The sequence below is a fragment of the Intestinibacillus massiliensis genome, from assembly GCF_900155735.1.
GTDB lineage: Bacteria > Bacillota > Clostridia > Oscillospirales > Butyricicoccaceae > Intestinibacillus > Intestinibacillus massiliensis.
Genome location: NZ_LT707060.1, coordinates 289,969 through 310,616, shown reverse-complemented (window position 1 = coordinate 310,616; position 20,648 = coordinate 289,969). Strand labels below are relative to the sequence as shown.

Here is a 20,648-nt window from a genome sequence, read left to right as displayed (position 1 = left end):
AAAGGCACGCTTTTTGATGCTATAATAAGTAGGCATGTGGCTTTATGCTGCAAAAAAGATGTGCATCCGATTGAAAGGGGCTATTTTGATATGCCGGGTAAGGTAATTTTGGGCGCCCAGTGGGGCGACGAGGGCAAGGGGAAGTTCATTGACATTTTCGCAGGCGAGGCCGACTTGGTCGTCCGCAGCCAGGGCGGCAACAACGCGGGCCACACGGTCGTCGTAAACGGCGAAACCTACAAGCTGCAGCTCATCCCCTCCGGTATTCTCTATAAAGACTGCGTAAACATCATCGGGCCGGGCGTGGTGGTCGACCCGCGCGCGATCCTCAAGGAGATCGACGGCCTGGCCGCGAAGGGCGTTTCCGCGGACAAGCTGTTTATCGACGCCCGCTGCCACTGCATCCTGCCGTGGCACCTCGAGCTTGACGCGCTCTCGGAAAAGGCGCGCGGCGGCGACGATATCGGCACCACCAAAAAGGGCATCGGCCCCACCTACATGGACAAGGCGGAGCGCATCGGCGTGCGCATGCACGATTTTGTCGGCGGGCGCTTTGAGGAGGCCATGCGCGAGGCCTGCGCGCGCAAGAACAAGGTGATCACCGGCGTTTACGGCGGCGATCCGGTCGACATTGAAGCCGTCCTGGCAGAGTACCGCGGTTACGCAGAGCGCCTGCGCAGCCATGTGCGCGATACGACCGTCATGACCTATGAAGCCGTCAAGTCCGGCAAGAACGTGCTGTTTGAAGGCGCGCAGGGCACGCTGCTCGACCTCGACATGGGCACCTATCCCTATGTCACCTCTTCCCACCCGGTTTCCGGCGGCTGCTGCATCGGCTCCGGCGTCGGCCCGACCGCCATCACCGAGATCATGGGCATCTGCAAGAGCTACACGACCCGCGTCGGCAAGGGGCCCTTCCCGACCGAGCTGTTCGACGAGACGGGCGACTATATCCGCAAGGCCGGCGGCGAGTTCGGCACGGTCACCGGCCGCCCGCGCCGCACCGGCTGGTTTGACGCCGTCATCGCGCGCTATGCGGTGCGCGTCAACGGCCTGACCGAACTTGTCATCAACAAGATCGACCCGCTGTGCGGCCTGCCGAAGCTCAAGGTCTGCGTCGCGTACGATTTCAAGGGCGAGCGCCTGACCGAGTTCCCGGCGGACTTTGCCGACCTGGAGCATTGCAAGCCGGTTTACGAGGAGTTCGACGGCTTTACCGAGGACATCACGGGCTGCCGCAGCTTTGACGAGCTGCCGGTTAGCGTACAGGATTATATCCGCGAGCTTGAGCGCATCTGCGGCTGCCGCGTCTCCATGCTTGGCGTAGGCCCCGCGCGCGACCAGGTAATCGCCATCCGGTAAGGCGGCAGTATAGTTTGAAAAGGGAAGCGGCCGGCACATGTCCCGCCGTTACACAAAAAATGGCCGCATACGCGGCCATTTTTATATGCGCCGAGGGTTTTTCCAACGCCACCCCGGCCTAACGAGAAAAGGGGGTAAACCATGGAAATCCAAACACGCCGCCTGCTGCTCCGCCCGATGACGGAGGCCGACGCGCCCGCCGTGTACGAATATTCCAAGCACCCGGACGTCGGCCCGCGGGCGGGCTGGAAGCCGCATGGGAGCCTCGAGGAAACGCGGGAAATCATGCGGGCGGTCTTCCTCGAGCGCGACGACGTGTGGGCAATCGTGCGCCGCGCGGACGGCAAGCTGATCGGCTCCATCGGCCTGATCCCGGACCCTGCGCGCGAAAACGGCCGCACGCGCATGGTCGGCTACGCGCTGGACGCGGCCTGCTGGGGGCAGGGCTACATGACGGAGGCCGTCCGGGGCGCGCTCCGGCATGCCTTCGGCGCGCTGTCGCTCGACCTGGTCTCCGCGACCTGCTACCCGGGCAACCCGGCCTCCCGCCGGGTGCTGGAAAAGTGCGGCTTTCGCCTGGAGGGCCGCCGGAGGCTGGCGGAGCGCCTGTGGGACGGCACGGTGCAGGATCACCTGTGCTTCTCCATTACGCGGGACGAATATGCATAAAGGAAGGCGGAAGCACGATGCTTCCGCCTTCCTTTATGCATTAATAGCCGAAATTGCCGTCCTCCAGGATCCACGCGCCGTCCGCGCCCTCCCGGTAAAGCGTGAACATGCAATCTTCCTTTTTCGTATGTTCAAATACCGCGTCGCCCGTCAGCGTGATCACGTTGGCGCGGTCGCGCCCTTCCATCGGGTTGCCGGTGCGCATCATGGCGGGCGTCCAGGCCTCGTCCTTTTCCGCGTCAAACCGCAGGTTTTCCGCCGCAAAGCCCTGGGCGGCGGCATAGGACAGCACCGCCTGCTTAGCCGCGCCGATCTCCTCCTCGGTAAAGGCAGCCTCCGCCGCCCCGTCTTCCGCGCCGTCCGTCCGGGTGGATCGGATGATCTGCTCCAGCGCGGCGCGCGCGTCGTCCTCGGCCTCCGCCGGGCACAGCTCGCCGATGCAGAACAGCTCGCCGTCCTGCCCGTAAACCAGGCTCAGTTCGACAAGCGCGTTGCCGTCCGCGTCCTTGGCCTCGTTGCGCAGCACCTTGAAGTCAAACCCCGCGATACGCATATCCTCGACCTCGCCGACCGCCTCGCGCTGCGTTTCCAGTTTGCCGCGCGCCTCTTCCAGGTACTGCCCCGGCGTCTGCTCGCTGTCGAGCACGAAGAAGGTCAGCACCTCCTGCCGGTCCTGGCGGCGCGCCGCGAAACGGTACAGGCTGGAAGCCTTGGCCGCAAGCTGGCGGTCGAGCGCCTTGCCCGTCACGATCTCATACCCTTCCGGGATATGCAGCTCCATGCCGATGCCGGGCAAGCTGTAAATATTGCCGTCCAGCGTGCCCTCGGCCACGCCTTTGCCCATGGTAACCGGCCCCTCCGGCGGCGCATCGTCCGCCGCGCCGCCGCAGCCCGCAAGCAACCCCGCGCACAGCGCGAGCGCCAGCAGTGCAGAGATCCATTTTTTCATAAAAAGCCTCCCTCGTCACACTGGGATGTGGTTGCAGATCCGGCGCACCGAACGGCACATCCCGCTTCCGGTATCAATTTCAAACAGCGCGCCCGAGAGCACGCATTCGCCCTCCGCAGGCTGGAAGTATTCCGTCAGGTCGCCGCGGAACATCGCGACCGACTGCTCGGCCTTTACGCCGAGCACCGACCACCACGGGCCGGTCATGCCGATATCGGTCACGTACCCCGTGCCCTTGGGGTTGACGCGCTCGTCCGCCGTCTGCACATGCGTGTGCGTGCCCCAGACCGCGGCGCAGCGGCCGTCCAGATAGTAGCCCATCGCGAGCTTTTCGCTCGTCGCGTTCGCATGGATTTCGCACACCGCGAGGTCGTAGCGCCCCTCGTACTGCCGCAGGAGCTTATCCGCGGCCAGGAAGGGGTTGTCCGGGCCGAAGGCCATGTCGCAGCGGCCGATCAGGTTCATCACCAGCAGGCGGTAGCCGCACGCCTCATAGACGCCGGCGCCCTCGCCGGGGAGCTGCGGCGCGAGGTTCGCAGGCCGCAGGATATAGCGGTTGTCCTCCAGGTACGGGACGATCTGCCGCTTGTTGAACACGTGGTTCCCGAGCGTGATCACGTCCGCGCCCGCGGCAAAAATATCATCCGCCTGCGCGGGGGTGATGCCCACGCCGGAGGCGTTTTCGCCGTTGACAATGGTAAAATCCGCGCCGCACCCCTTCTGGAGCGCGCGCAGGTGGTTCCGCAGGGCAGACAGGCCGGGCTTGCCGACCACGTCCCCGATACAAAGCAGTTTCATATACCCTTTTCCCTATCCAAAAAGCGGCGCGCCCTGCCGGAACGCGCCGCCTTGTTTTTTCATCCGCCGCCCCGCCCGGGGCGGGCAGCCCCGCCTTTAGTCGAACAGCGGGGAGACCGAAACCTCTTCATAAATGCGCGCGATCGCTTCCGTAAAGACCGGGGCGACCGGCAGGATGTTGATCTTGTCGATCTGCTTATCCTGCGGCAGCGCGATGGTGTCGAGCAGGGTCAGCTCCTGGATCGGGCTGTTCTGGATGCGCTCGATCGCGGGGCCGGACAGCACGCCGTGCGTGGCGCAGGCGTAAATCTCGGTCGCGCCGCCCTTTTCCACCAGGGCGTTCGCGGCGTGCACCAGCGTGCCCGCGGTGTCGATCAGGTCGTCCACCAGGATGACCTTCTTGCCGCGCACGTCGCCGATGATGTTCATGACCTCGGACACGTTGGCTTTCGGGCGGCGCTTGTCGATGATCGCGAGCGGCAGGTCGAGCTTCTCCGTGAACTTGCGCGCGCGGCTGACCGAACCGAGGTCGGGGGATACGATGACGACGTCGTCGCGGCCGCAGCCGAATTTGCCCGCGATATGCGGGATGAGCGCCGAGGTGCCCAGCATATTGTCCACGGGGATGTTGAAGAAGCCCTGGATCTGGGAGGCGTGCAGGTCCATCGTCAGCACGCGGTCCGCGCCGGCCGTCGTGATCAGGTCGGCCACGAGCTTCGCGGAGATCGGGTCGCGCGCCTTGTTCTTACGGTCCTGGCGGGCGTAGCCGAAGTACGGGATGACCGCCGTGATGCGGCCGGCGGACGCGCGCTTGCACGCGTCGATCATGATGAGCAGCTCCATCAGGTTGCTGTTGACCGGGTCGCAGGTCGACTGGACGAGGAACACGTCCGAGCCGCGCACGCTCTCCGCAATCGACACCGAGATTTCGCCGTCGGAAAAGGTGTTTACCGTCGCCTTGCCGAGCGGCAGGCCGAGCGCGGAGGCAATCTGCATCGCCAGCGCCGGATGCGAGTTACCGGAGAAAATTTTGATATTCTTACCGTGAGAAATCATGTTTTTTTCGTACCCCCTGCAAATAATGCAATCGTTCTTTATTGTGCGTCCTATCTCATCTTTTTAACCGGCTCAGCCGTTATCCTGCCCGTGCGCGGCGCGCCTGCGGTCGTTCCAGCCCTCCAGGTTCTTTTGCCGCGCGCGCGCCACCGTCAGCGCGCCCGCGGGGACGTCGGTCGTCACCGTGGTGCCCGCCGCCGTAAAGGCGCGGTCGCCCAGCGTGACCGGCGCGACCAGGTTGGTGTTGCAGCCGATAAAGCAGTCGTCGCCGATGACCGTCTTGCTCTTTACATAGCCGTCGTAATTGACCACGACCGTGCCGCAGCCAAAGTTCACGCGCTCGCCGACCTCCGCGTCGCCGATATAGGTCAGGTGCGAAACCTTGGTGCCGTTGCCGATCTTGGCCTTCTTCAGCTCCACGAAATCGCCGATGCGGGCGTGGTCGCCGACCTGGCAGCCGGGGCGGACGTACGCAAACGGGCCGACCGTGGCTTCCGCGCCGATGGACGACTCGTAGACCTGCGAGCTGTTGACGCTCGTGCCCGCGCCGATCTCGGCCTGCTCCAGGATGGTGTTCGGGCCGATCTTGGCGTTTTCGCCGATCCGGCAGCCGGGCTTGATCATCGTACCGGGCAGGATGGACGTGCCCGCGCCGATCACCGCGTCGGGGGAAATATAGGTCGATTCGGGCGCGAAGATCATGACGCCCCGTGAAATATGGAAGAAGTTGATGCGCTCCATCATGCGGCGCTGCACATGGTAAGCGTCCAGCCCGGTGACGATCTCGGTCACCGTGCCGACGTGCGCCACGCCGACCTGCGCGCCGGAACGCACCGCCGCGTTGACCACGTCGTAGAGGCAGCCCGCGCCGGCCGCCAGCGCCTCCTTAAGTACGGGCGCGCGGAAAACCGCCGCGTGCAGGGCGCGTTCGCCCTCACCCTGCGCGATGGAGACAAACGCGTCGTCCTCGTCGCGCACGATGGCGTAGCGCTCGCTCACGCCGCCGTCGCAGCACAGGACGGTGACGTCGTTGCCCGCGTTGCCGTGCGTGCCGAGCAGGCGCAGGTAGTCGCGCCGCGTCAGCTCCGGCATGGGCGCGGATACGACCAGCACGTTTTCACACTGGAACGCCTCGTCGAGCGACGCCAGCACTTCGTACCGCTTCCCCGTTTCGCAGGGGACGGAAACCGCGCCGGGTACTGCGGGCGCGTCCTCCGCGCATAAATAGTAGGCCTGGCCGCAGGTTTCGTGCGGCAGGGTGTCCGCCACCCAGGCGCCCGCGGTGCGGAACAGGATTTCACGCGAAAACGCGAAAATCCCGTCGTCCCCGCGGCAATTCCCCAATAATACCGTTGTCATACTGTCCATCAGAAAAATCCTTTCGATTTCGCGGCAAAACCCGCGCGTATGAATCATTCTTTTTTATTATACTATACGGCAACCCAAAAATCATCTGCTAAAATAAGAAAATTTGCACCCCCCTTGCGTGATCTCTTTTGACAGGATATAATATTTTCATACCAATTTGCAGGCCTTTTCCCGGCCTGCCTGCGGAGGAAACCCAATATGTCATTACCCGCCCTGCTCCTGACCGGGGGCGAATTCTGCGTGCTGCGCGCCGAAGTGGCCGATAAGCTCATCAAATGCGGCGACGGCGANCACCGTCAGCGCGCCCGCGGGGACGTCGGTCGTCACCGTGGTGCCCGCCGCCGTAAAGGCGCGGTCGCCCAGCGTGACCGGCGCGACCAGGTTGGTGTTGCAGCCGATAAAGCAGTCGTCGCCGATGACCGTCTTGCTCTTTACATAGCCGTCGTAATTGACCACGACCGTGCCGCAGCCAAAGTTCACGCGCTCGCCGACCTCCGCGTCGCCGATATAGGTCAGGTGCGAAACCTTGGTGCCGTTGCCGATCTTGGCCTTCTTCAGCTCCACGAAATCGCCGATGCGGGCGTGGTCGCCGACCTGGCAGCCGGGGCGGACGTACGCAAACGGGCCGACCGTGGCTTCCGCGCCGATGGACGACTCGTAGACCTGCGAGCTGTTGACGCTCGTGCCCGCGCCGATCTCGGCCTGCTCCAGGATGGTGTTCGGGCCGATCTTGGCGTTTTCGCCGATCCGGCAGCCGGGCTTGATCATCGTACCGGGCAGGATGGACGTGCCCGCGCCGATCACCGCGTCGGGGGAAATATAGGTCGATTCGGGCGCGAAGATCATGACGCCCCGTGAAATATGGAAGAAGTTGATGNTTCGCCATGGCGCTGCACCGCGCGGCCGACCTGGGTACGGACGCGGTGCTCATCGCGGGCGACCTGTTCGACGCGCCCACCCCGCCGGCGCCGCTGGCCGCGCAGGCCATGACGCTGCTTTCCAAGGCGCGCTGCCCGGTGCTGATCGCGCCCGGCAACCACGATTACCTTTGCCCGGAAAGCCCTTACAGCGGCGAACTGCCGGAAAACGTCCATGTTTTCGACCGCACGCACCTGGAACCCTTCCAGCTGGATGGGGATACCGTCATCTGGGGCGCGGCGTTTTGCGGCACGTCGGCCGCGATCCCGGTCACCGCGCCGCTGCAGCAGGACGTGTGCAACATCCTGCTGGTACATGCCGACCTGCTCACGGNCGCCGGCGTGGTGCGCGCCGCCCTGGAATCCGGCGACGACCCCACGGTGGCCGTCGCCCGCCTGCGAGACCGCAACCTCGCGCTGCAAAAGGAGCGCGAAACCCTGCTGATGCAAAACGGCTTCGCCCCGGACTACCTTTCGCTGCGCCCCTCCTGCCCGGTGTGCGCCGACCTCGGCTACATCGGCACCCACCCGTGCGAGTGCCTCAAGGCGCGCTACGCCAGGAAGCTGACCGAGCGCCTGTCCACCATCCTGCCGGTCGCGGATCAGAATTTTGAATCCTTCCGGTTCGACTATTATTCCGAAAAGCCGGACGCGCGCATGGGCATTTCCCCGCGCGAGAATATCGAATACAACTTCGACGAGTGCTCCGAATACGCCCGCCACTTTACCTCGCACGCCGGGAACCTGCTGCTCTACGGCTCCGCCGGGCTGGGCAAGACCTTCCTGTCGACCTGCATCGCCAAAACGGTGTCCGAGCGCGGCTTCTCCGTGGCGTATGATACGGCAATCAACATCCTCGGCCACTTTGAAACGGAAAAGTTCGGCGGCGCGGACGCGGCGGGCGCCATGCGCCAAATCCGCAAGTACCAGGACGCCGACCTCCTGATCATCGACGACCTCGGCGCGGAGCTGACGACGGCGTTTACGACTTCGGCGCTCTACAGCCTGCTCAACCACCGGCTGATGGTGCGCCGCGCGATGATCATCAACACCAACCTGGTGCCGGGCGAGCTGGAAAAGCGCTACTCCCCCGCCATCGCCTCGCGCATCCTCGGCGAGTTCTCCCAGCTCCGCTTTTTCGGGGAGGATATCCGCCTCATCAAGCGCCACAGGGGCGGGCGGTAAGCCCCCTGCGCCGCGTTTCCCCCGCCTTTTATACGTCTTTAAGATTTTGTTGCAAAATCGTAGCAAATCCTTAACAAGCCGTTCACGGACTATTCACACATTCCGGGGAAAGCTGCGGTATACTAAGACCATCAGCAAGGGACGTTCCCCCTACGGACCTCACTGAAGTATCAAAATGCCAACCTATCTTTTATTTCTCTTTTACCCCCCTTTTATTTTGTGAAGAATACGCACGACGAAGGCCCGCTCTCCCCCGAGCGGGCCTTTGCCATGCCTTTTACGGTTGGACCCGCCGCGCGCTGTCCATACTGCAGGGGGAACGCGCGGTTGTGCGCACGGGCGCGCCATGGTATAATAGGCGCACGGGCGCCTACTATACCTGTGATTTTATATTTATGATACCACTCCCGTGGCATCATGGCGCAGACGCGCCTACTATACCGTCGATCTTATATTTATGATACCGCCGCTGTGGTATCATGGCGCAGGCGCGCCGATCCTATCGTTACTTTTGCGCGCCCCGCCGATAGGCGCAAAAACATCTTTCGCCAAAGGAGGCCAAAGCCTTGCCTAAAATACTGCATCTTGCCGACCTGCACCTCGGCGCGCCCTATGACAGCCTGCCCCCGCAGGCCGCGGCCGCCTGCCGCACCGCCCAGCTCGAAGCGTTCGCCATGGCGCTGCACCGCGCGGCCGACCTGGGTACGGACGCGGTGCTCATCGCGGGCGACCTGTTCGACGCGCCCACCCCGCCGGCGCCGCTGGCCGCGCAGGCCATGACGCTGCTTTCCAAGGCGCGCTGCCCGGTGCTGATCGCGCCCGGCAACCACGATTACCTTTGCCCGGAAAGCCCTTACAGCGGCGAACTGCCGGAAAACGTCCATGTTTTCGACCGCACGCACCTGGAACCCTTCCAGCTGGATGGGGATACCGTCATCTGGGGCGCGGCGTTTTGCGGCACGTCGGCCGCGATCCCGGTCACCGCGCCGCTGCAGCAGGACGTGTGCAACATCCTGCTGGTACATGCCGACCTGCTCACGGGCAGCGGCTACAACCCGCTCACCGCGGCGGATCTTGAAGCGTCTGGCTTTACCTATGCCGCGCTTGGGCATAACCACGAGTTTTCCGGCCTGCGGCGTGCCGGCGGCACGGCCTACGCCTGCCCCGGCAGCCTGATGGGGCGCACGGCGCAGGAGGACGGCCCGCGCGGCTACCTGCTGGGCGAAGTCTCGCGCGCAGGCGTGAACCTGCAATGGACGCCGGGCGGCGGCGTGGAATTCCTGTCGCTCACGCAGCCGATGGAGGGCATCGGGGACGACCGCGCGCTCGGCAAGGCGGTCGCCGCGCAAATCCCGCCGCACCACAGCCGCATCTGTGCGACGCTGACGCTCTCCGGGGAAAAGCGCTACGAACCCGACCTGGCGGCGCTGCAAAACGCACTGGCGCAGGTTTTCCTATCGGCCGCGCTGCGCGACGAATCCGTCCGCTGGCGCGACCCGTGGCGCTATGCCGCGGACGACGGCCTGCGGGGCGCGGTGACGCGCCGTTTCCGCAAGCAATATGACGACGCGGCGGATGAGGGCGCGCGTGCGCAGGCGCTTTTTGCGTTGCGGGTCGCGCTCGCCGCGCTTGAGGGCGAGGCGTTCCCCCAGGCCGCCGTATAACCCCCGGACATGAAGGAGGATCCCCCATGGCAAATGCTTTCCAGGAGGCCGTCTATTTTTACAGCCCCGCGCCGGCCGGCTACCAGACCCAGATGAAAATGGTGTTCGCGCGCCTGGGCGTGCGTTTCCACGCAATCACCCCCGCGCAGACGGGCGAAACGGTCGGCTACCTCGTGGGCGTCGACGGTTTCGGGCCGCAGCCCGAAGGGACGGAGGCGCCCGCCGTCACGGACGAGGTGCTCATCCTGAAAAACTTCACCGGGCGGCGGATCGACGCGATGCTCGCCGCGCTCAAAAAGGCCGGCGTGCCTTCCATCGCGCTCAAGGCGGTCGTGACCGAGCACAACCTCGGCTGGACGTTCGCCGCGCTGGCCGAAGAGCTGCGGCAGGAACACGAGGCTTTCCACAAAGGGCAAAAAGGGTAAAATACGAAGACGCAAAAAGGCGGACGGCTAGGATAAGCCGTCCGCTTTTTTACTTCTTTTCCCCGTATAGCCGGATGCTGCCGACGCCGCTTTCCATCACCAGCCGCCGCAGGGCGGGGCGGTACATGAACGGGCATTTGAGCATCTTGCCGGTCAGCCGGACGCGCAGCGCGCGCGTCTTGCGGCGGTAACGCGCCGCCGCGCCCGCAAACCCCGGCGCCAGCGCCTCCGCTAGCATCGTGCCGCTCTGGATCGCCCAGCTAAAGCCCTCGAGCGAGCTGGGGCTGATAAAGCCCGCCGCCTCGCCGATCAGGAACACGTCCCCCTCCCCCGTGCAGAACGCGCGCGGCGAGGAGGGGCGCAGCACCTGGCATGCCTCCGTCCGGAGCGGCTCGCCAAACTGGAAACCGAACGCCTTGAGCTTTTCCTTCTGCCGTTCGAAGCTTTCGCGGCAGCCCTTTGGCGCAAACGCGCCGCCGAAGATGAAATAATGGTCCTTGGAAATCGACCACGAGCAGCAGTCCGAGGTCTCGGGGTCGAACACGCAGGAATAGAACGGGCTGCGGTGCGTTTCCGGAAACCACTGCTGGATGGCGACATAACGCCTGATCTGCTTCTGCGGGAAAAACGCGCGCCGCACCAAGGAACCCGCGCCGTCCGCCCCGACAAGGGCTCTTGCGCGGTACTCCCGCATCGCGCCGTCCGCCAGGCGGCAGGACAGCCGGAAACCGTCCCCATCGCGCTTTACCGCCGTGCACTGCCCGGTGACGCAGTCCGCCTGCGGCGGGATGAGGGATTGCAGCCAGCGGTCGAACTTGTGGCGGTCGAGATTGGCGTAAAAGCGCTGGTAATGCCGCGTCAGCCCGGTCGCCAGGTCGATGGTCTTGACCGAGAAGATCTGCGGGTCGACCAGCACCTCCTTGGGCAGCGTCAGGTCAAAGCGGGACAGCGCCTTTTGCGCGTCCGGCGACAGCAGCCCGCCGCAGGGCTTATGGAAGCTGCCCGGCGCGTCGGTTTTCCTGTCCAGCACCAGCACGCGGTACTGCGCCGCCGCAAGGCGCGCAAAGGTCGCGCCCGCAGGGCCTGCGCCGACGACCGCAATATCATACATATCCTGGCTCAATCCCATTTCACGCTCCTCATAAGGGGGCTTCCCCGGTCAATTGAAAATATCGCCCGCCTGCCCCCACATCTTTTCGACGCGGGCGCGCAGCAGCGGGTACCCCTCCAGCGCCGGGCTTTCCGCCAGCAGCGCCGCGGCCTCCTCCTGCGCACTTTGCAGCAGCGCCATATCGCCCGCGAGGTCGGCCAGGCGGAGGGGCGGCAGGCCGTGCTGCCGCGCGCCGAAAAAGTCGCCCGGCCCGCGCTGCGCAAGGTCCGCTCGCGCGATTTCAAACCCGTCCGACGTGGCGCTGAGCAGCCGGAGCCGCCCGCGCGCGGCCTCGCCCTTGTCCACGCCGAAAAAGATACAGTAGGACTGCCGCTCGCCGCGCCCCACGCGCCCGCGGAGCTGGTGGAGCTGCGACAGGCCGAACCGGTCGGCGTCCTCGACGACCATAAGCGTGGCGTTCGGCACGTTCACGCCGACCTCGATGACCGTGGTGGATACGAGCACGTCCAGCGCGCCCGCCGCGAACGCGGCCATCACCCCGTCCTTTTCCGCGGGCTTCATGCGCCCGTGCAGCAGCCCGACGCGCCGCCCCGGCAGTTCCTGCCGCAGGATCTCCGCGTGCTGCTGCGCGCTGCGCAGCCCGGTTTCGCCCTCCTCGACCAGCGGGCACACGACGTATGCCTGCCCGCCCAGGGCGCATTGCTTTTCCATAAATTTATAGATGCGCTGGCGCATCTTTTCGCCCACCGCGTAGGTTTCGACCGGCCGTCGGCCGGGCGGCAGCTCGTCCAGCACGGAAACGTCGAGGTCGCCGTACAGGATGAGCGCGAGCGTGCGCGGGATCGGCGTCGCGGACATGACGAGCACATGCGGCGTTTCCCCCTTGGCGCAGAGCGCCGCGCGCTGCGCCACGCCGAAACGGTGCTGCTCGTCCGCGACGACCGCGCCGAGGCGGCGGAACGTCACGCCCTTCTGGATGAGCGCGTGGGTGCCGACCACGACCTGCGCGCGCCCGCTTTCGATTTCCGCGAGCGCCTCGCGCCGCGCCGCCGCGCCCATCGACCCTGTCAGCAGGGCGCAGGAAAGCCCCAGCCGCCCGAGCAGGGGCGCCAGGGTTTCATAGTGCTGCGCGGCCAGGATTTCGGTCGGCGCCATGAGCGCGGCCTGATACCCGTTCTGCGCCGCGAGCACGCAAAGCGCCGCAGCCACGACGGTCTTCCCCGAGCCGACGTCGCCCTGCACCAGGCGGTTCATCGGCCGCCCGGAAGCTACGTCGCACCGCACTTCTTCTACCGCGCGCCGCTGCGCGCTGGTCGGCGGGAAGCCGAGCGCGTCCCAGAAAGCCGCCAGCCCGGTGTCCAGAAACGCCGTGCCGCGCTCGCCGCGCCGGCGCTCCCGCAGGCGCGAAAGCCCGCAGCACAGCAAAAACAGCTCCTCGAAAACCAGCCGGCGGCGCGCCAGGCGCACATCCTCCAGCGTTTCCGGCCGGTGGATGCGGCGCAGGCAGTGCCGCAGTTCCGGCAGCCCGTACTTTTCCCGGAGGGGCTGCGGCAGGAAATCCGGCATCCCCGCGCCCCCAAGCGCCTGGAGCGCCGCGTCGGTCACGCGCTCCATGTCGCGCCGGGTGACGCCCGCCGCCAGCGCATAGACCGGGACGATGCGGCCTTGCGGCCTGTCCTCCTCGCAGCGTTCAAATTCGGGCGACACCATCATGCGGGCGCGCCCCTCGCCCTGCACGCGGCCGTAAAACAGGTAGGCCGCGCCCTGCCGCAGCTGCGCGGCCACGTATTTGTTGTTAAAATAGGTCACCGGGAGCGTGCCGCTCCCGTCGAATACCGTAAGCTTGGTAATATCCATGCCGCGGCGGATATGCCGCAGCACGGGCGCCGTGCCCACAACCGCGCATACGCACGCCCTGTCCCCGTCGCGCACATCGGCAACCGGGACGATCGCGGTGCGGTCCTCATAGTCGCGGGGGTAGGCGTAAAGCGCATCCTCCAGCGTGTAAAGCCCCATGCCCTCGAGCAGCGCGGCCTTTTTGGGGCCGACGCCGCGCACCGCACGCACGCTGTCCGACAATGCCGCCATGGGGTCAGGCCTGGTACTGGCGGTAGGCCGCGACCACCACGCCCAGGATGGTGCAGCCCGTGCCGTCGATCGGCGGGAAGGCGGGGTTTTCCGGCATGAGCCAGATTTCGCCGTCCTCCAGCTTCAGGCGCTTGCAGGTCGCCTCGTCCTCCAGCAGCGCCACGACGATCTGCCCGGAGCGGGCGGTCTCCTGCTTGCGCACGACGATCAGGTCGCCGTCCAGGATGCCCGCGCCAATCATGGATTCGCCGCGGATGCGCAGCGCGAAATGCTCGCCGTACTTGCCGGTGAGGTCCATGGGGAGGTAGCCCTCGATCTGCTCGACCGCGAGGATCGGCATGCCCGCGGTGACCTGCCCGAGGATCGGCACCTTCTGCACCGCGCCCGCCGTGCCGCGGATGGACAGCGCGCGCGTCTTATGGTCGCCCTTTTCCAGGTAGCCCAGGTCGCGCAGGGTCTTGAGATGCGCGTGTACCGTGCTCGGGGAACGCAGGCCGACCTCCGCGCCGATCTCACGCACGGAAGGCGGGTAGCCGTTCTGCGCCGTAAATTCCGCAATATATTCCAGGATTTTCTGCTGCTTCGCCGAAATTTTCTTCATTCGAGCGGCCTCCTTCATGAAAACGCATGTTTGTTTTGTCCATTATACAACAAACGCGGCATGAATGCAAACAAATGTTTTGCTTACCTGCGCCACCTGCGGCAAATTTCCCTTGTACTCTCCCCGCAAGTATTATAGAATAGAGAAAAGCACATACTGGGAAGGATCGCGAACGCGTTTAGGAGGTTTTCTACATTATGACTATCAAAACCGATCTTGGATATATCGAAATCGCTCCAGAAGTCATGGCCGGCATCGCGGGTTTCGTCACCTCCGGCTGCTTCGGCGTCAAGGGGATGACGGTGCGCTCGGTATCCGACGGGCTCGCCCACCTGCTGCGCCGCGAAAACCAGAGCCGCGGCGTACGCATCGCCGAGGCGCCGGACGGCGGCGTCAATATCGACCTGCATATCGCGGTGGAGCACGGCGTCAATATCGCGACCGTGTGCCGCTCGATCATCGGCGAGGTGCGCTACAATGTCGAGCGCCTGACCGGCGTGGACGTCAAGAACGTCGATATCTATGTGGACAGCATCAAGGCCGACTGATAAGGAGTTAAGTAACATGTCTAACACAACCGAGCATACTACGATAGACGGGCAGCTTTTCCGCTCCATGGTGATCGAGGGCGCCCTTGCGATCCGCGACAAGAAGGAACAGGCCAACGAGCTGAACGTGTTCCCCGTGCCGGACGGCGATACCGGCACCAACATGTCGCTGACCATGGCGGCCGCGATGGACGAGATGGCCAAGCTCGACGCCCCGCCGCTTTCCAAGGCGGTCGATACCACGGCCTCCGCCCTGCTGCGCGGCGCGCGTGGCAATTCGGGCGTCATCCTGTCCCTGCTGTTCCGCGGCCTGGCGAAAAAGCTGCGCGAAAAGGAACAGGCGGACGGCCGCGACCTCGCCATTGCGCTGCGCGAGGGCGTGGATACCGCGTATAAGGCGGTCATGAAACCCGCGGAGGGCACGATCCTGACCGTATCGCGCGTCGCGGCGCAGTACGCGCTTGAAAAATGCCAGGCCGACCCCGCGCTCCCGGTCGCCGCGGTGCTGGACGCGGTGCTCGAGCGCGGCGAAACCGCGCTGGCGGAGACCACCGCGCAGAACCCCGTGCTTGCCAAGGCGGGCGTGGTGGACGCGGGCGGCTTCGGCTTCCTCGCCATCTGGGGCGGGATGCGCGACGCGTTCCTCGGCATCCGTCGCACGCATACGGCGGCCCCCGTGGCAAACCGCACGGCCGCGGACTTCGGCGCGATCTCGGACGAGGACATCACCTATACTTACTGCACGGAATTCATCGCGGAGCGCCGCGACAAGTCCCGCAACGTCGCGCGGATGCGCGCGCTGCTGGGCGAGATCGGCGACAGCCTTGTCGTGGTGGAAGACGACGACATCGTCAAGGTGCACGTCCACACCGACGAGCCGAACAAGGCGATCGGCGAGGGGCTCAAGTTCGGCCCCCTGCTGACCGTCAAGATCGAAAACATGCGCGAGCAGCACACGGCCAAGGTGCTCGAGGAGACCGCGCCCGTGCCCAAGGAGCGCGTCATCGCCGCGCCGGAAAAGAAATACGGCTTTGTGGCGGTCGCGGCCGGCGCGGGGCTGAAAAGCGTATTCACCGACCTCGGCGTCGACCGGGTCGTGCAGGGCGGGCAGACCATGAACCCGTCCACGAACGACATCCTGCGCGCCGTCGACGCGGTGCCTGCGGAAATCGTGTACGTGCTGCCGAACAACAAGAACATCATCATGGCCGCGGAACAGGCCGCCCACCTTTCGGACAAGACGGTCATCGTCATCCCGACAAAGAACATCCCGCAGGGCATCTCCGCGCTGCTGGTATTCGACCCGGACGGCGAGCAGGGGCAGAACACCGCGGGCATGACCGGGGCGATTGCGGGCGTGCGCGCCGGCCAGGTCACCTATGCCGCGCGCGACAGCGAGTTTGACGGCAAGAAGATCAAGGAGGGCGAGTACCTCGCCCTGTGCGAGGGCAAGCTGTGCGCGAGCCACAAGAAGGCCTACGACGTGCTCAAAAAGCTTGTGCGCGAAATGGTCGAACCGGACAGCGCCTTTGCGACCATCATCTTCGGCGAAGGCGTTACCGCGGAGGACGCGGCGCGCGTCGAGGAGCTGTTCCGCAAGGAGAATAAGAACCTCGAGGTCACGATGATCGACGGCGGCCAGCCGGTCTACTACTACATCCTGTCGGTAGAGTAAGGCGGCCGCGGCATTCCAAGCAGGAAAAAAGCAGCCTCCCCTGACTAAGGGGAGGCTTTTTGAGGGGATAAACATGTCTATTTTTGATGTATTTGCAAAGCTAGAGGCGGAAAAGGCGCAGAAGGCCGCGCCCGCCGCCGGCCCGGTGGAGTGGCTGGTCGTCGGCCTGGGCAACCCGGGCGACAAATACGCGATGACGCGCCACAACGCGGGCTTCCGCGCGCTCGACGCATACTGCGCCAAAACCGGCCAGAAAATCGACCGGCTCAAATTCAAGGCGCTGACCGGGGAGGGCACGTTCGGCGGCGCGCGGGTGCTGTTTATGAAGCCGCAGACCTTTATGAACCTGTCCGGCGAGGCCGTGCGCGAGGCCGCGGCTTTTTACAAGATCCCGCCGGCGCGCATCGTCGTGCTGTTTGACGACATCTCGCTCGACGTCGGCCGCCTGCGCGTGCGCCCCAAAGGCTCGGCGGGCGGGCAGAACGGCGTCAAGAGCATCATCGCGCAGCTCGGCACCGACCAGTTCCCCCGCGTCAAGATCGGCGTCGGCGCAAAGCCGCACCCGGATTACGACCTGGCCGACTGGGTGCTGTCCCGCCTGACGCCGGACGAGGAAAAGCAGTTTGCCCCGGCGCTCGCCCGCGCGGCGGAGGCGGCGGAAGATATCGTCCGGAACGGCGCGGCGCACGCGGCGCAGTATTTTAACGGCAAATCCGAATAAGGGCAGGAAAGGGCGGTACCCATGAGGGGTACCGCCCTTCTTTAACCTATGAAGCCGCCGCCGATGACGATATCGCCGTCGTAAAACACGGCGGCCTGCCCCGCGGCCGGCGCGCGCACCGGCGTTTCAAAAACCACGCGCGCGCCGTCCCCTTCGGGGTAAACGGTGGCCGCGGCCGCCTTCTTGGAGTAGCGCACGCGCACCCCGCAGGAAAACGCGCCGTCCGCCGCGTACTCCGGCGCGCACCAGTTGACGTCCCGCACGGCGATCTCCGCACGGTGCACATCGTCGAGCGAAAGCACGACGCGGTTGCCCGGCACGTCGATCTCGTGCACAAAGAGGCGCCCCTCCGCCGCGACCCCAAGGCCGCGCCGCTGCCCCACCGTATAGTGGTGGATGCCCCGGTGCCGCCCGAGCACATTGCCCTGCCGGTCGACGAAATCGCCCGCGGGCAGGCAGGCGCCGCGGCGCTCCAGCCAGCCCGCAAAGTCGCCGTCCGGCACAAAGCAGATGTCCATACTGTCCGGCTTATCCGCGATCGGCAGCGCATGCCCGCGCGCCTCCGCGCGCACCTCGTCCTTGCCCTGCGCTTCGCCGAGCGGGAAGATGCAGCGCCCGATCACGTTGCGCGGCAGGCGGCACAGCATATAGCTCTGGTCCTTTTCCGACCGCGCGCGCAGCAGCAGGGCGCGCCCCTGCGTGTCCCGCCCGGTGCGCGCATAGTGCCCGGTTGCGACATAGCGCGCGCCGATCTCGTCCGCGTACGCGGTAAGCGCCTTAAACTTGACCGTCGGGTTGCACATGACGCATGGGTTCGGCGTGCGCCCCGCGCAGTATTCCCGCTCGAAATAGGCGCACACGTTGCGCTCCAGCTCCTCCGCCCGGTGCGCAACATAGAGCGGGACCCCGAGGCTGCCCGCGACGCGCTGCGCGTCCTCTGTACCGCCCAGGCCGACCTCCAGGAACAGCCCGTGCACCTCGAAGCCCTGCGCGCGCAGGCGCGCGGCGGCCACCGCGGAATCCACGCCGCCCGACAGCCCTAAAACTACCTTATCCATTTTATCCTGCTTTCCACTCCTTGACATTGATGAACATCGAATAGGGCGCGGCCTTGTAGCCCTCGATCAGCCCGCCGCGCGCGATGACCTGCCCACGCGTGAACGCGATCGGGATAACCGGCATGGTGGACAGGAACTGCTGGTAAAACGTCCGCTGCGCGTCCACGCGGGCGTCCCCGCCGGCCGCGCGCATCTGCGCGATCAGCCCGTCCGTCATGCCGTTCTGGCACGCGCCGAAATTGAGCGCGCCGCCGGTGCCGATGAGCGGGCGGACGTCGAAATCGGGCGACAGGATGGTCTCGCCGTAATAAAAATCGTACTCGCCCTTGGAGAGCGCCTCCTGGTACTGCTCAAACGGCAGCGCGTTCATGGTGGCGCGGATGCCGATCTGCTCCAGGTCGGCGATGATCTGCTGGGTCACCGCGACCTTGAAGGTATTTTCGGAATTGACGAGGATCACGGGCGTGAGCGGCGCGCGCTTGCCGTCCGCCGCGGCGTAATCGAGCACGCCGTCGCCGTTCGTGTCGGTGACACCCACGTCGGCCAGCAGCTTCAGCGCGCGCTGCTGGTCCTGCTCCACCGAATAGAGGAAGGCGCCGCCCGGCTCCGGCTGCGGGTTGACCGGCAGCACCGCGGGGTCGGCAAAGGTCTGGAGCTGGGTCGTGCACAGGCGCGCGCGGTCAAAGGCGTAGCTGACGGCTTGGCGCACCGCCGCGACCTGGTACGGGGCGCGCGTACAGTTGACGCCCAGGTAATGCAGGTCGGACGTGCGGGTCTGGTAGACCTCGACCGCGCCTTTGAAGGTCGCCGGGGCCGCGCTGATCCGGTCGGCGCGCGTCAGGGACACGTCGCCGGTCTCAAAGCTGTAGACGACCGCGTCCGCGCGCACGGTGGACACCAGGTCGATATGGTCAAACGTGTCCAGCGCCCCCTGGTGCCAGCCCTTATACGGCACCAGCCAGCGGATCGAGCCGTCCGACTGCGGCTGGTAGGGGCCGGTACCCTCGGAAAAGTCGCCGTTCTCGGTGCCTTCCCGGAAAATCGGGATGTCCAGCAGCGCGGGCAGCGCGGCGTTCGGGCTTTTGAGCACGATGCGCACCTCGTTATCCGACACCGCCTCGACCGATTTGACCTCGGACAGGCGGCTGTAATAGAGCGATTCCGGCGTTTTCATCGCGGCCTTATACGTGTAGGCCACGTCCGAGGCGCGCAGCGGCTCCCCCGACCAGAACGTGACGCCGTCCTTGAGCGTGAACGTCCAGGTGGTGCCGTCGCCCGTGTAGGTCTTGCACAGCACGGGCTGCGGCTGGAACGAGCCGTCCAGCACGAACAGGCCCTCGTACAGCGCCTCGACCAGGATGCGGTTGATTTTGGACACGCTCAGCACCGGGTTGACCTTTTCGCTCGCATAGTAGGCCAGGCCGAAGTAGCCGGGGCCGCCGTCCGACGGCTGGGTCTGCCCCTGTCCGTCGTCCTCCTCCCGGCCGATGCGCTCCGTAATCGTGCAGCCAGACAGCAGCGCCGCCGCCATGGCGAGCGCCAGCGTGCGTTTTAACAATGCTTTCAGTTTCATCGGTTCTCCTTTTACAGGCAGATGACGGCCGCCTGTACGCCGCGCCGCCCGTTTGTCACACGGTGCGACCAGAATTCATCGCTGTGGCAATACGTACACAGCCCGCTGTCTATTATGTTTTCCGGGCGGACGCCCGCGCCGCGCAGACACTGCGCGTTGACGCCCTGCAGGTCGATATGGTATTTTTCGCCGTGCGGCTCGATAAACGGGCGCACCGCCGCGCCCATCGCGGCCTCCATGGCCTCCGGCACGTCCGCGTCCGTCTCAAAGCAGCACTGCCGGATGGACGGGCCGATGACCGCGACCAGGCTGTCCCGGTTTGCCCCCAGCTCGCGCGCCATCGCGTCGACCGTCTTGCCGAGGATGTTCCTGACCGTCCCGCGCCAGCCCGCGTGGCACACGCCCGCGGTGTGGCTCCGGGGGTCGTAGAGCAGGGTGACGACGCAGTCCGCGTAAAAGCCCGCGAGCGGCACGTCCGGCAGCGCCGTGATGATGGCGTCCGACTCCCAGGCCATCGGGCGGTGCAGCCCCATGCCGACGCAGCCCTCCGTCACGACCGAGACTTCGTCCCGGTGCACCTGGTTCGTCATGGTCAGCCGGCCGTAGGGCATGCCGAGCGCATCGGCCAGGATGTGGTAGTTCTGTATGACATTTTCGCGCTTGTCCCCGCGGTTGAAGCCGAGGTTCAGGCTCTCGCAGTCGCCTGTGGACACGCCGCCGCGTTTTGTGGTGAACGCGTGCCGCACGCCCGCCAGGCGGGTGCAGGTATAATAAAGCAGGCCGCCGCGCGACACGCGGCACAGTTGCTGATGCATGAAAAGCCTCCCTGGCCTGTTCCGCAATATTGTGGCGCGGGACGGCACGAGGATATTATACACTA

19 protein-coding genes are annotated in these 20,648 nt (G+C 65.4%); 8 read left to right on the top strand and 11 right to left on the bottom strand.

The features are described from left to right. Positions 1–90 precede the first annotated feature (90 nt). A complete protein-coding gene (locus CZ203_RS12930) occupies positions 91–1,362 on the top strand; it encodes an adenylosuccinate synthase (RefSeq protein WP_087066520.1) in 1,272 nt (423 codons plus the stop codon). A gap of 141 nt (positions 1,363–1,503) precedes the next feature. Then, positions 1,504–2,031 carry a GNAT family N-acetyltransferase gene (locus CZ203_RS12925; protein ID WP_087066519.1) on the top strand — a complete coding sequence of 176 codons (528 nt, stop codon included), beginning with the start codon at positions 1,504–1,506 and terminating at the stop codon, positions 2,029–2,031. 40 nt (positions 2,032–2,071) lie between these two features. Here the strand turns inward: CZ203_RS12925 and CZ203_RS12920 are convergent, their stop codons facing one another. From CZ203_RS12920 to CZ203_RS12900, 5 genes are all read right to left on the bottom strand, one after another. After that, positions 2,072–2,980, bottom strand: a complete 909-nt coding sequence (locus CZ203_RS12920) for a hypothetical protein (protein WP_087066518.1) — start codon at positions 2,978–2,980, stop codon at positions 2,072–2,074. A gap of 15 nt (positions 2,981–2,995) precedes the next feature. Further along, positions 2,996–3,778, bottom strand: coding sequence for a TIGR00282 family metallophosphoesterase (locus tag CZ203_RS12915; protein WP_087066517.1), 783 nt, complete (start codon positions 3,776–3,778; stop codon positions 2,996–2,998). Between the two features lie 96 nt (positions 3,779–3,874). After that, positions 3,875–4,834 carry a ribose-phosphate diphosphokinase gene (locus tag CZ203_RS12910; protein WP_087066516.1) on the bottom strand — a complete coding sequence of 320 codons (960 nt, stop codon included), beginning with the start codon at positions 4,832–4,834 and terminating at the stop codon, positions 3,875–3,877. Positions 4,835–4,906: 72 nt separating this feature from the next. Then, positions 4,907–6,202, bottom strand: a complete 1,296-nt coding sequence (locus CZ203_RS12905) for a DapH/DapD/GlmU-related protein (RefSeq protein ID WP_207651269.1) — start codon at positions 6,200–6,202, stop codon at positions 4,907–4,909. 204 nt (positions 6,203–6,406) lie between these two features. Next, positions 6,407–7,048 carry a DapH/DapD/GlmU-related protein gene (locus CZ203_RS12900; RefSeq protein ID WP_087066514.1) on the bottom strand — a complete coding sequence of 214 codons (642 nt, stop codon included), beginning with the start codon at positions 7,046–7,048 and terminating at the stop codon, positions 6,407–6,409. 38 nt (positions 7,049–7,086) lie between these two features. Between CZ203_RS12900 and CZ203_RS12895 the strand changes: the two genes are divergently transcribed. The 3 genes from CZ203_RS12895 (at position 7,087) to CZ203_RS12885 (ending at position 10,393) form a co-directional block, all read left to right on the top strand. After that, positions 7,087–8,304 (top strand): ATP-binding protein, encoded by a 1,218-nt coding sequence (locus CZ203_RS12895; protein ID WP_087066513.1) that lies wholly within the window; start codon positions 7,087–7,089, stop codon positions 8,302–8,304. Positions 8,305–8,870: 566 nt separating this feature from the next. Continuing rightward, complete coding sequence (locus CZ203_RS12890) at positions 8,871–9,968, top strand: metallophosphoesterase family protein (RefSeq protein WP_087066512.1); 1,098 nt, start codon at positions 8,871–8,873, stop codon at positions 9,966–9,968. A gap of 26 nt (positions 9,969–9,994) precedes the next feature. Then, positions 9,995–10,393, top strand: coding sequence for a DUF3783 domain-containing protein (locus CZ203_RS12885; RefSeq protein WP_087066511.1), 399 nt, complete (start codon positions 9,995–9,997; stop codon positions 10,391–10,393). Positions 10,394–10,442: 49 nt separating this feature from the next. On the opposite strand, the gene CZ203_RS12880 is transcribed toward CZ203_RS12885, so the two are convergent. The 3 genes from CZ203_RS12880 to lexA are packed head-to-tail and all read right to left on the bottom strand — an operon-like array spanning position 10,443 to position 14,193. Further along, positions 10,443–11,522, bottom strand: coding sequence for an FAD-binding protein (locus tag CZ203_RS12880; RefSeq protein ID WP_143436222.1), 1,080 nt, complete (start codon positions 11,520–11,522; stop codon positions 10,443–10,445). Between the two features lie 30 nt (positions 11,523–11,552). After that, a complete protein-coding gene (gene recG / locus CZ203_RS12875; RefSeq protein ID WP_087066510.1) occupies positions 11,553–13,592 on the bottom strand; it encodes an ATP-dependent DNA helicase RecG in 2,040 nt (679 codons plus the stop codon). A gap of 4 nt (positions 13,593–13,596) precedes the next feature. Then, a complete protein-coding gene (gene lexA / locus CZ203_RS12870) occupies positions 13,597–14,193 on the bottom strand; it encodes a transcriptional repressor LexA (RefSeq protein ID WP_087066509.1) in 597 nt (198 codons plus the stop codon). Between the two features lie 197 nt (positions 14,194–14,390). On the opposite strand from lexA, the gene CZ203_RS12865 reads away from it, so the two are divergent. The 3 genes from CZ203_RS12865 (at position 14,391) to pth (ending at position 17,137) form a co-directional block, all read left to right on the top strand. Continuing rightward, entirely contained in the window at positions 14,391–14,741 is a 351-nt protein-coding gene (locus CZ203_RS12865) for an Asp23/Gls24 family envelope stress response protein (RefSeq protein WP_087066508.1), read from the top strand. Positions 14,742–14,757: 16 nt separating this feature from the next. Beyond that, positions 14,758–16,416 (top strand): DAK2 domain-containing protein, encoded by a 1,659-nt coding sequence (locus tag CZ203_RS12860; RefSeq protein ID WP_087066507.1) that lies wholly within the window; start codon positions 14,758–14,760, stop codon positions 16,414–16,416. A 73-nt stretch (positions 16,417–16,489) separates the two neighbouring features. Next, positions 16,490–17,137, top strand: a complete 648-nt coding sequence (pth, locus tag CZ203_RS12855) for an aminoacyl-tRNA hydrolase (RefSeq protein WP_087066506.1) — start codon at positions 16,490–16,492, stop codon at positions 17,135–17,137. Positions 17,138–17,178: 41 nt separating this feature from the next. Here pth and mnmA read toward each other — a convergent pair whose 3' ends face one another. The 3 genes from mnmA to pgeF are packed head-to-tail and all read right to left on the bottom strand — an operon-like array spanning position 17,179 to position 20,583. Further along, positions 17,179–18,195 (bottom strand): tRNA 2-thiouridine(34) synthase MnmA, encoded by a 1,017-nt coding sequence (mnmA, locus tag CZ203_RS12850; RefSeq protein WP_087066505.1) that lies wholly within the window; start codon positions 18,193–18,195, stop codon positions 17,179–17,181. A gap of 1 nt (position 18,196) precedes the next feature. Then, a complete protein-coding gene (locus tag CZ203_RS12845; RefSeq protein ID WP_087066504.1) occupies positions 18,197–19,768 on the bottom strand; it encodes an ABC transporter substrate-binding protein in 1,572 nt (523 codons plus the stop codon). Between the two features lie 11 nt (positions 19,769–19,779). Continuing rightward, on the bottom strand, positions 19,780–20,583 hold the full coding sequence (gene pgeF / locus CZ203_RS12840) for a peptidoglycan editing factor PgeF (RefSeq protein WP_087066503.1): 804 nt from the start codon (positions 20,581–20,583) through the stop codon (positions 19,780–19,782). Positions 20,584–20,648 lie beyond the last annotated feature (65 nt).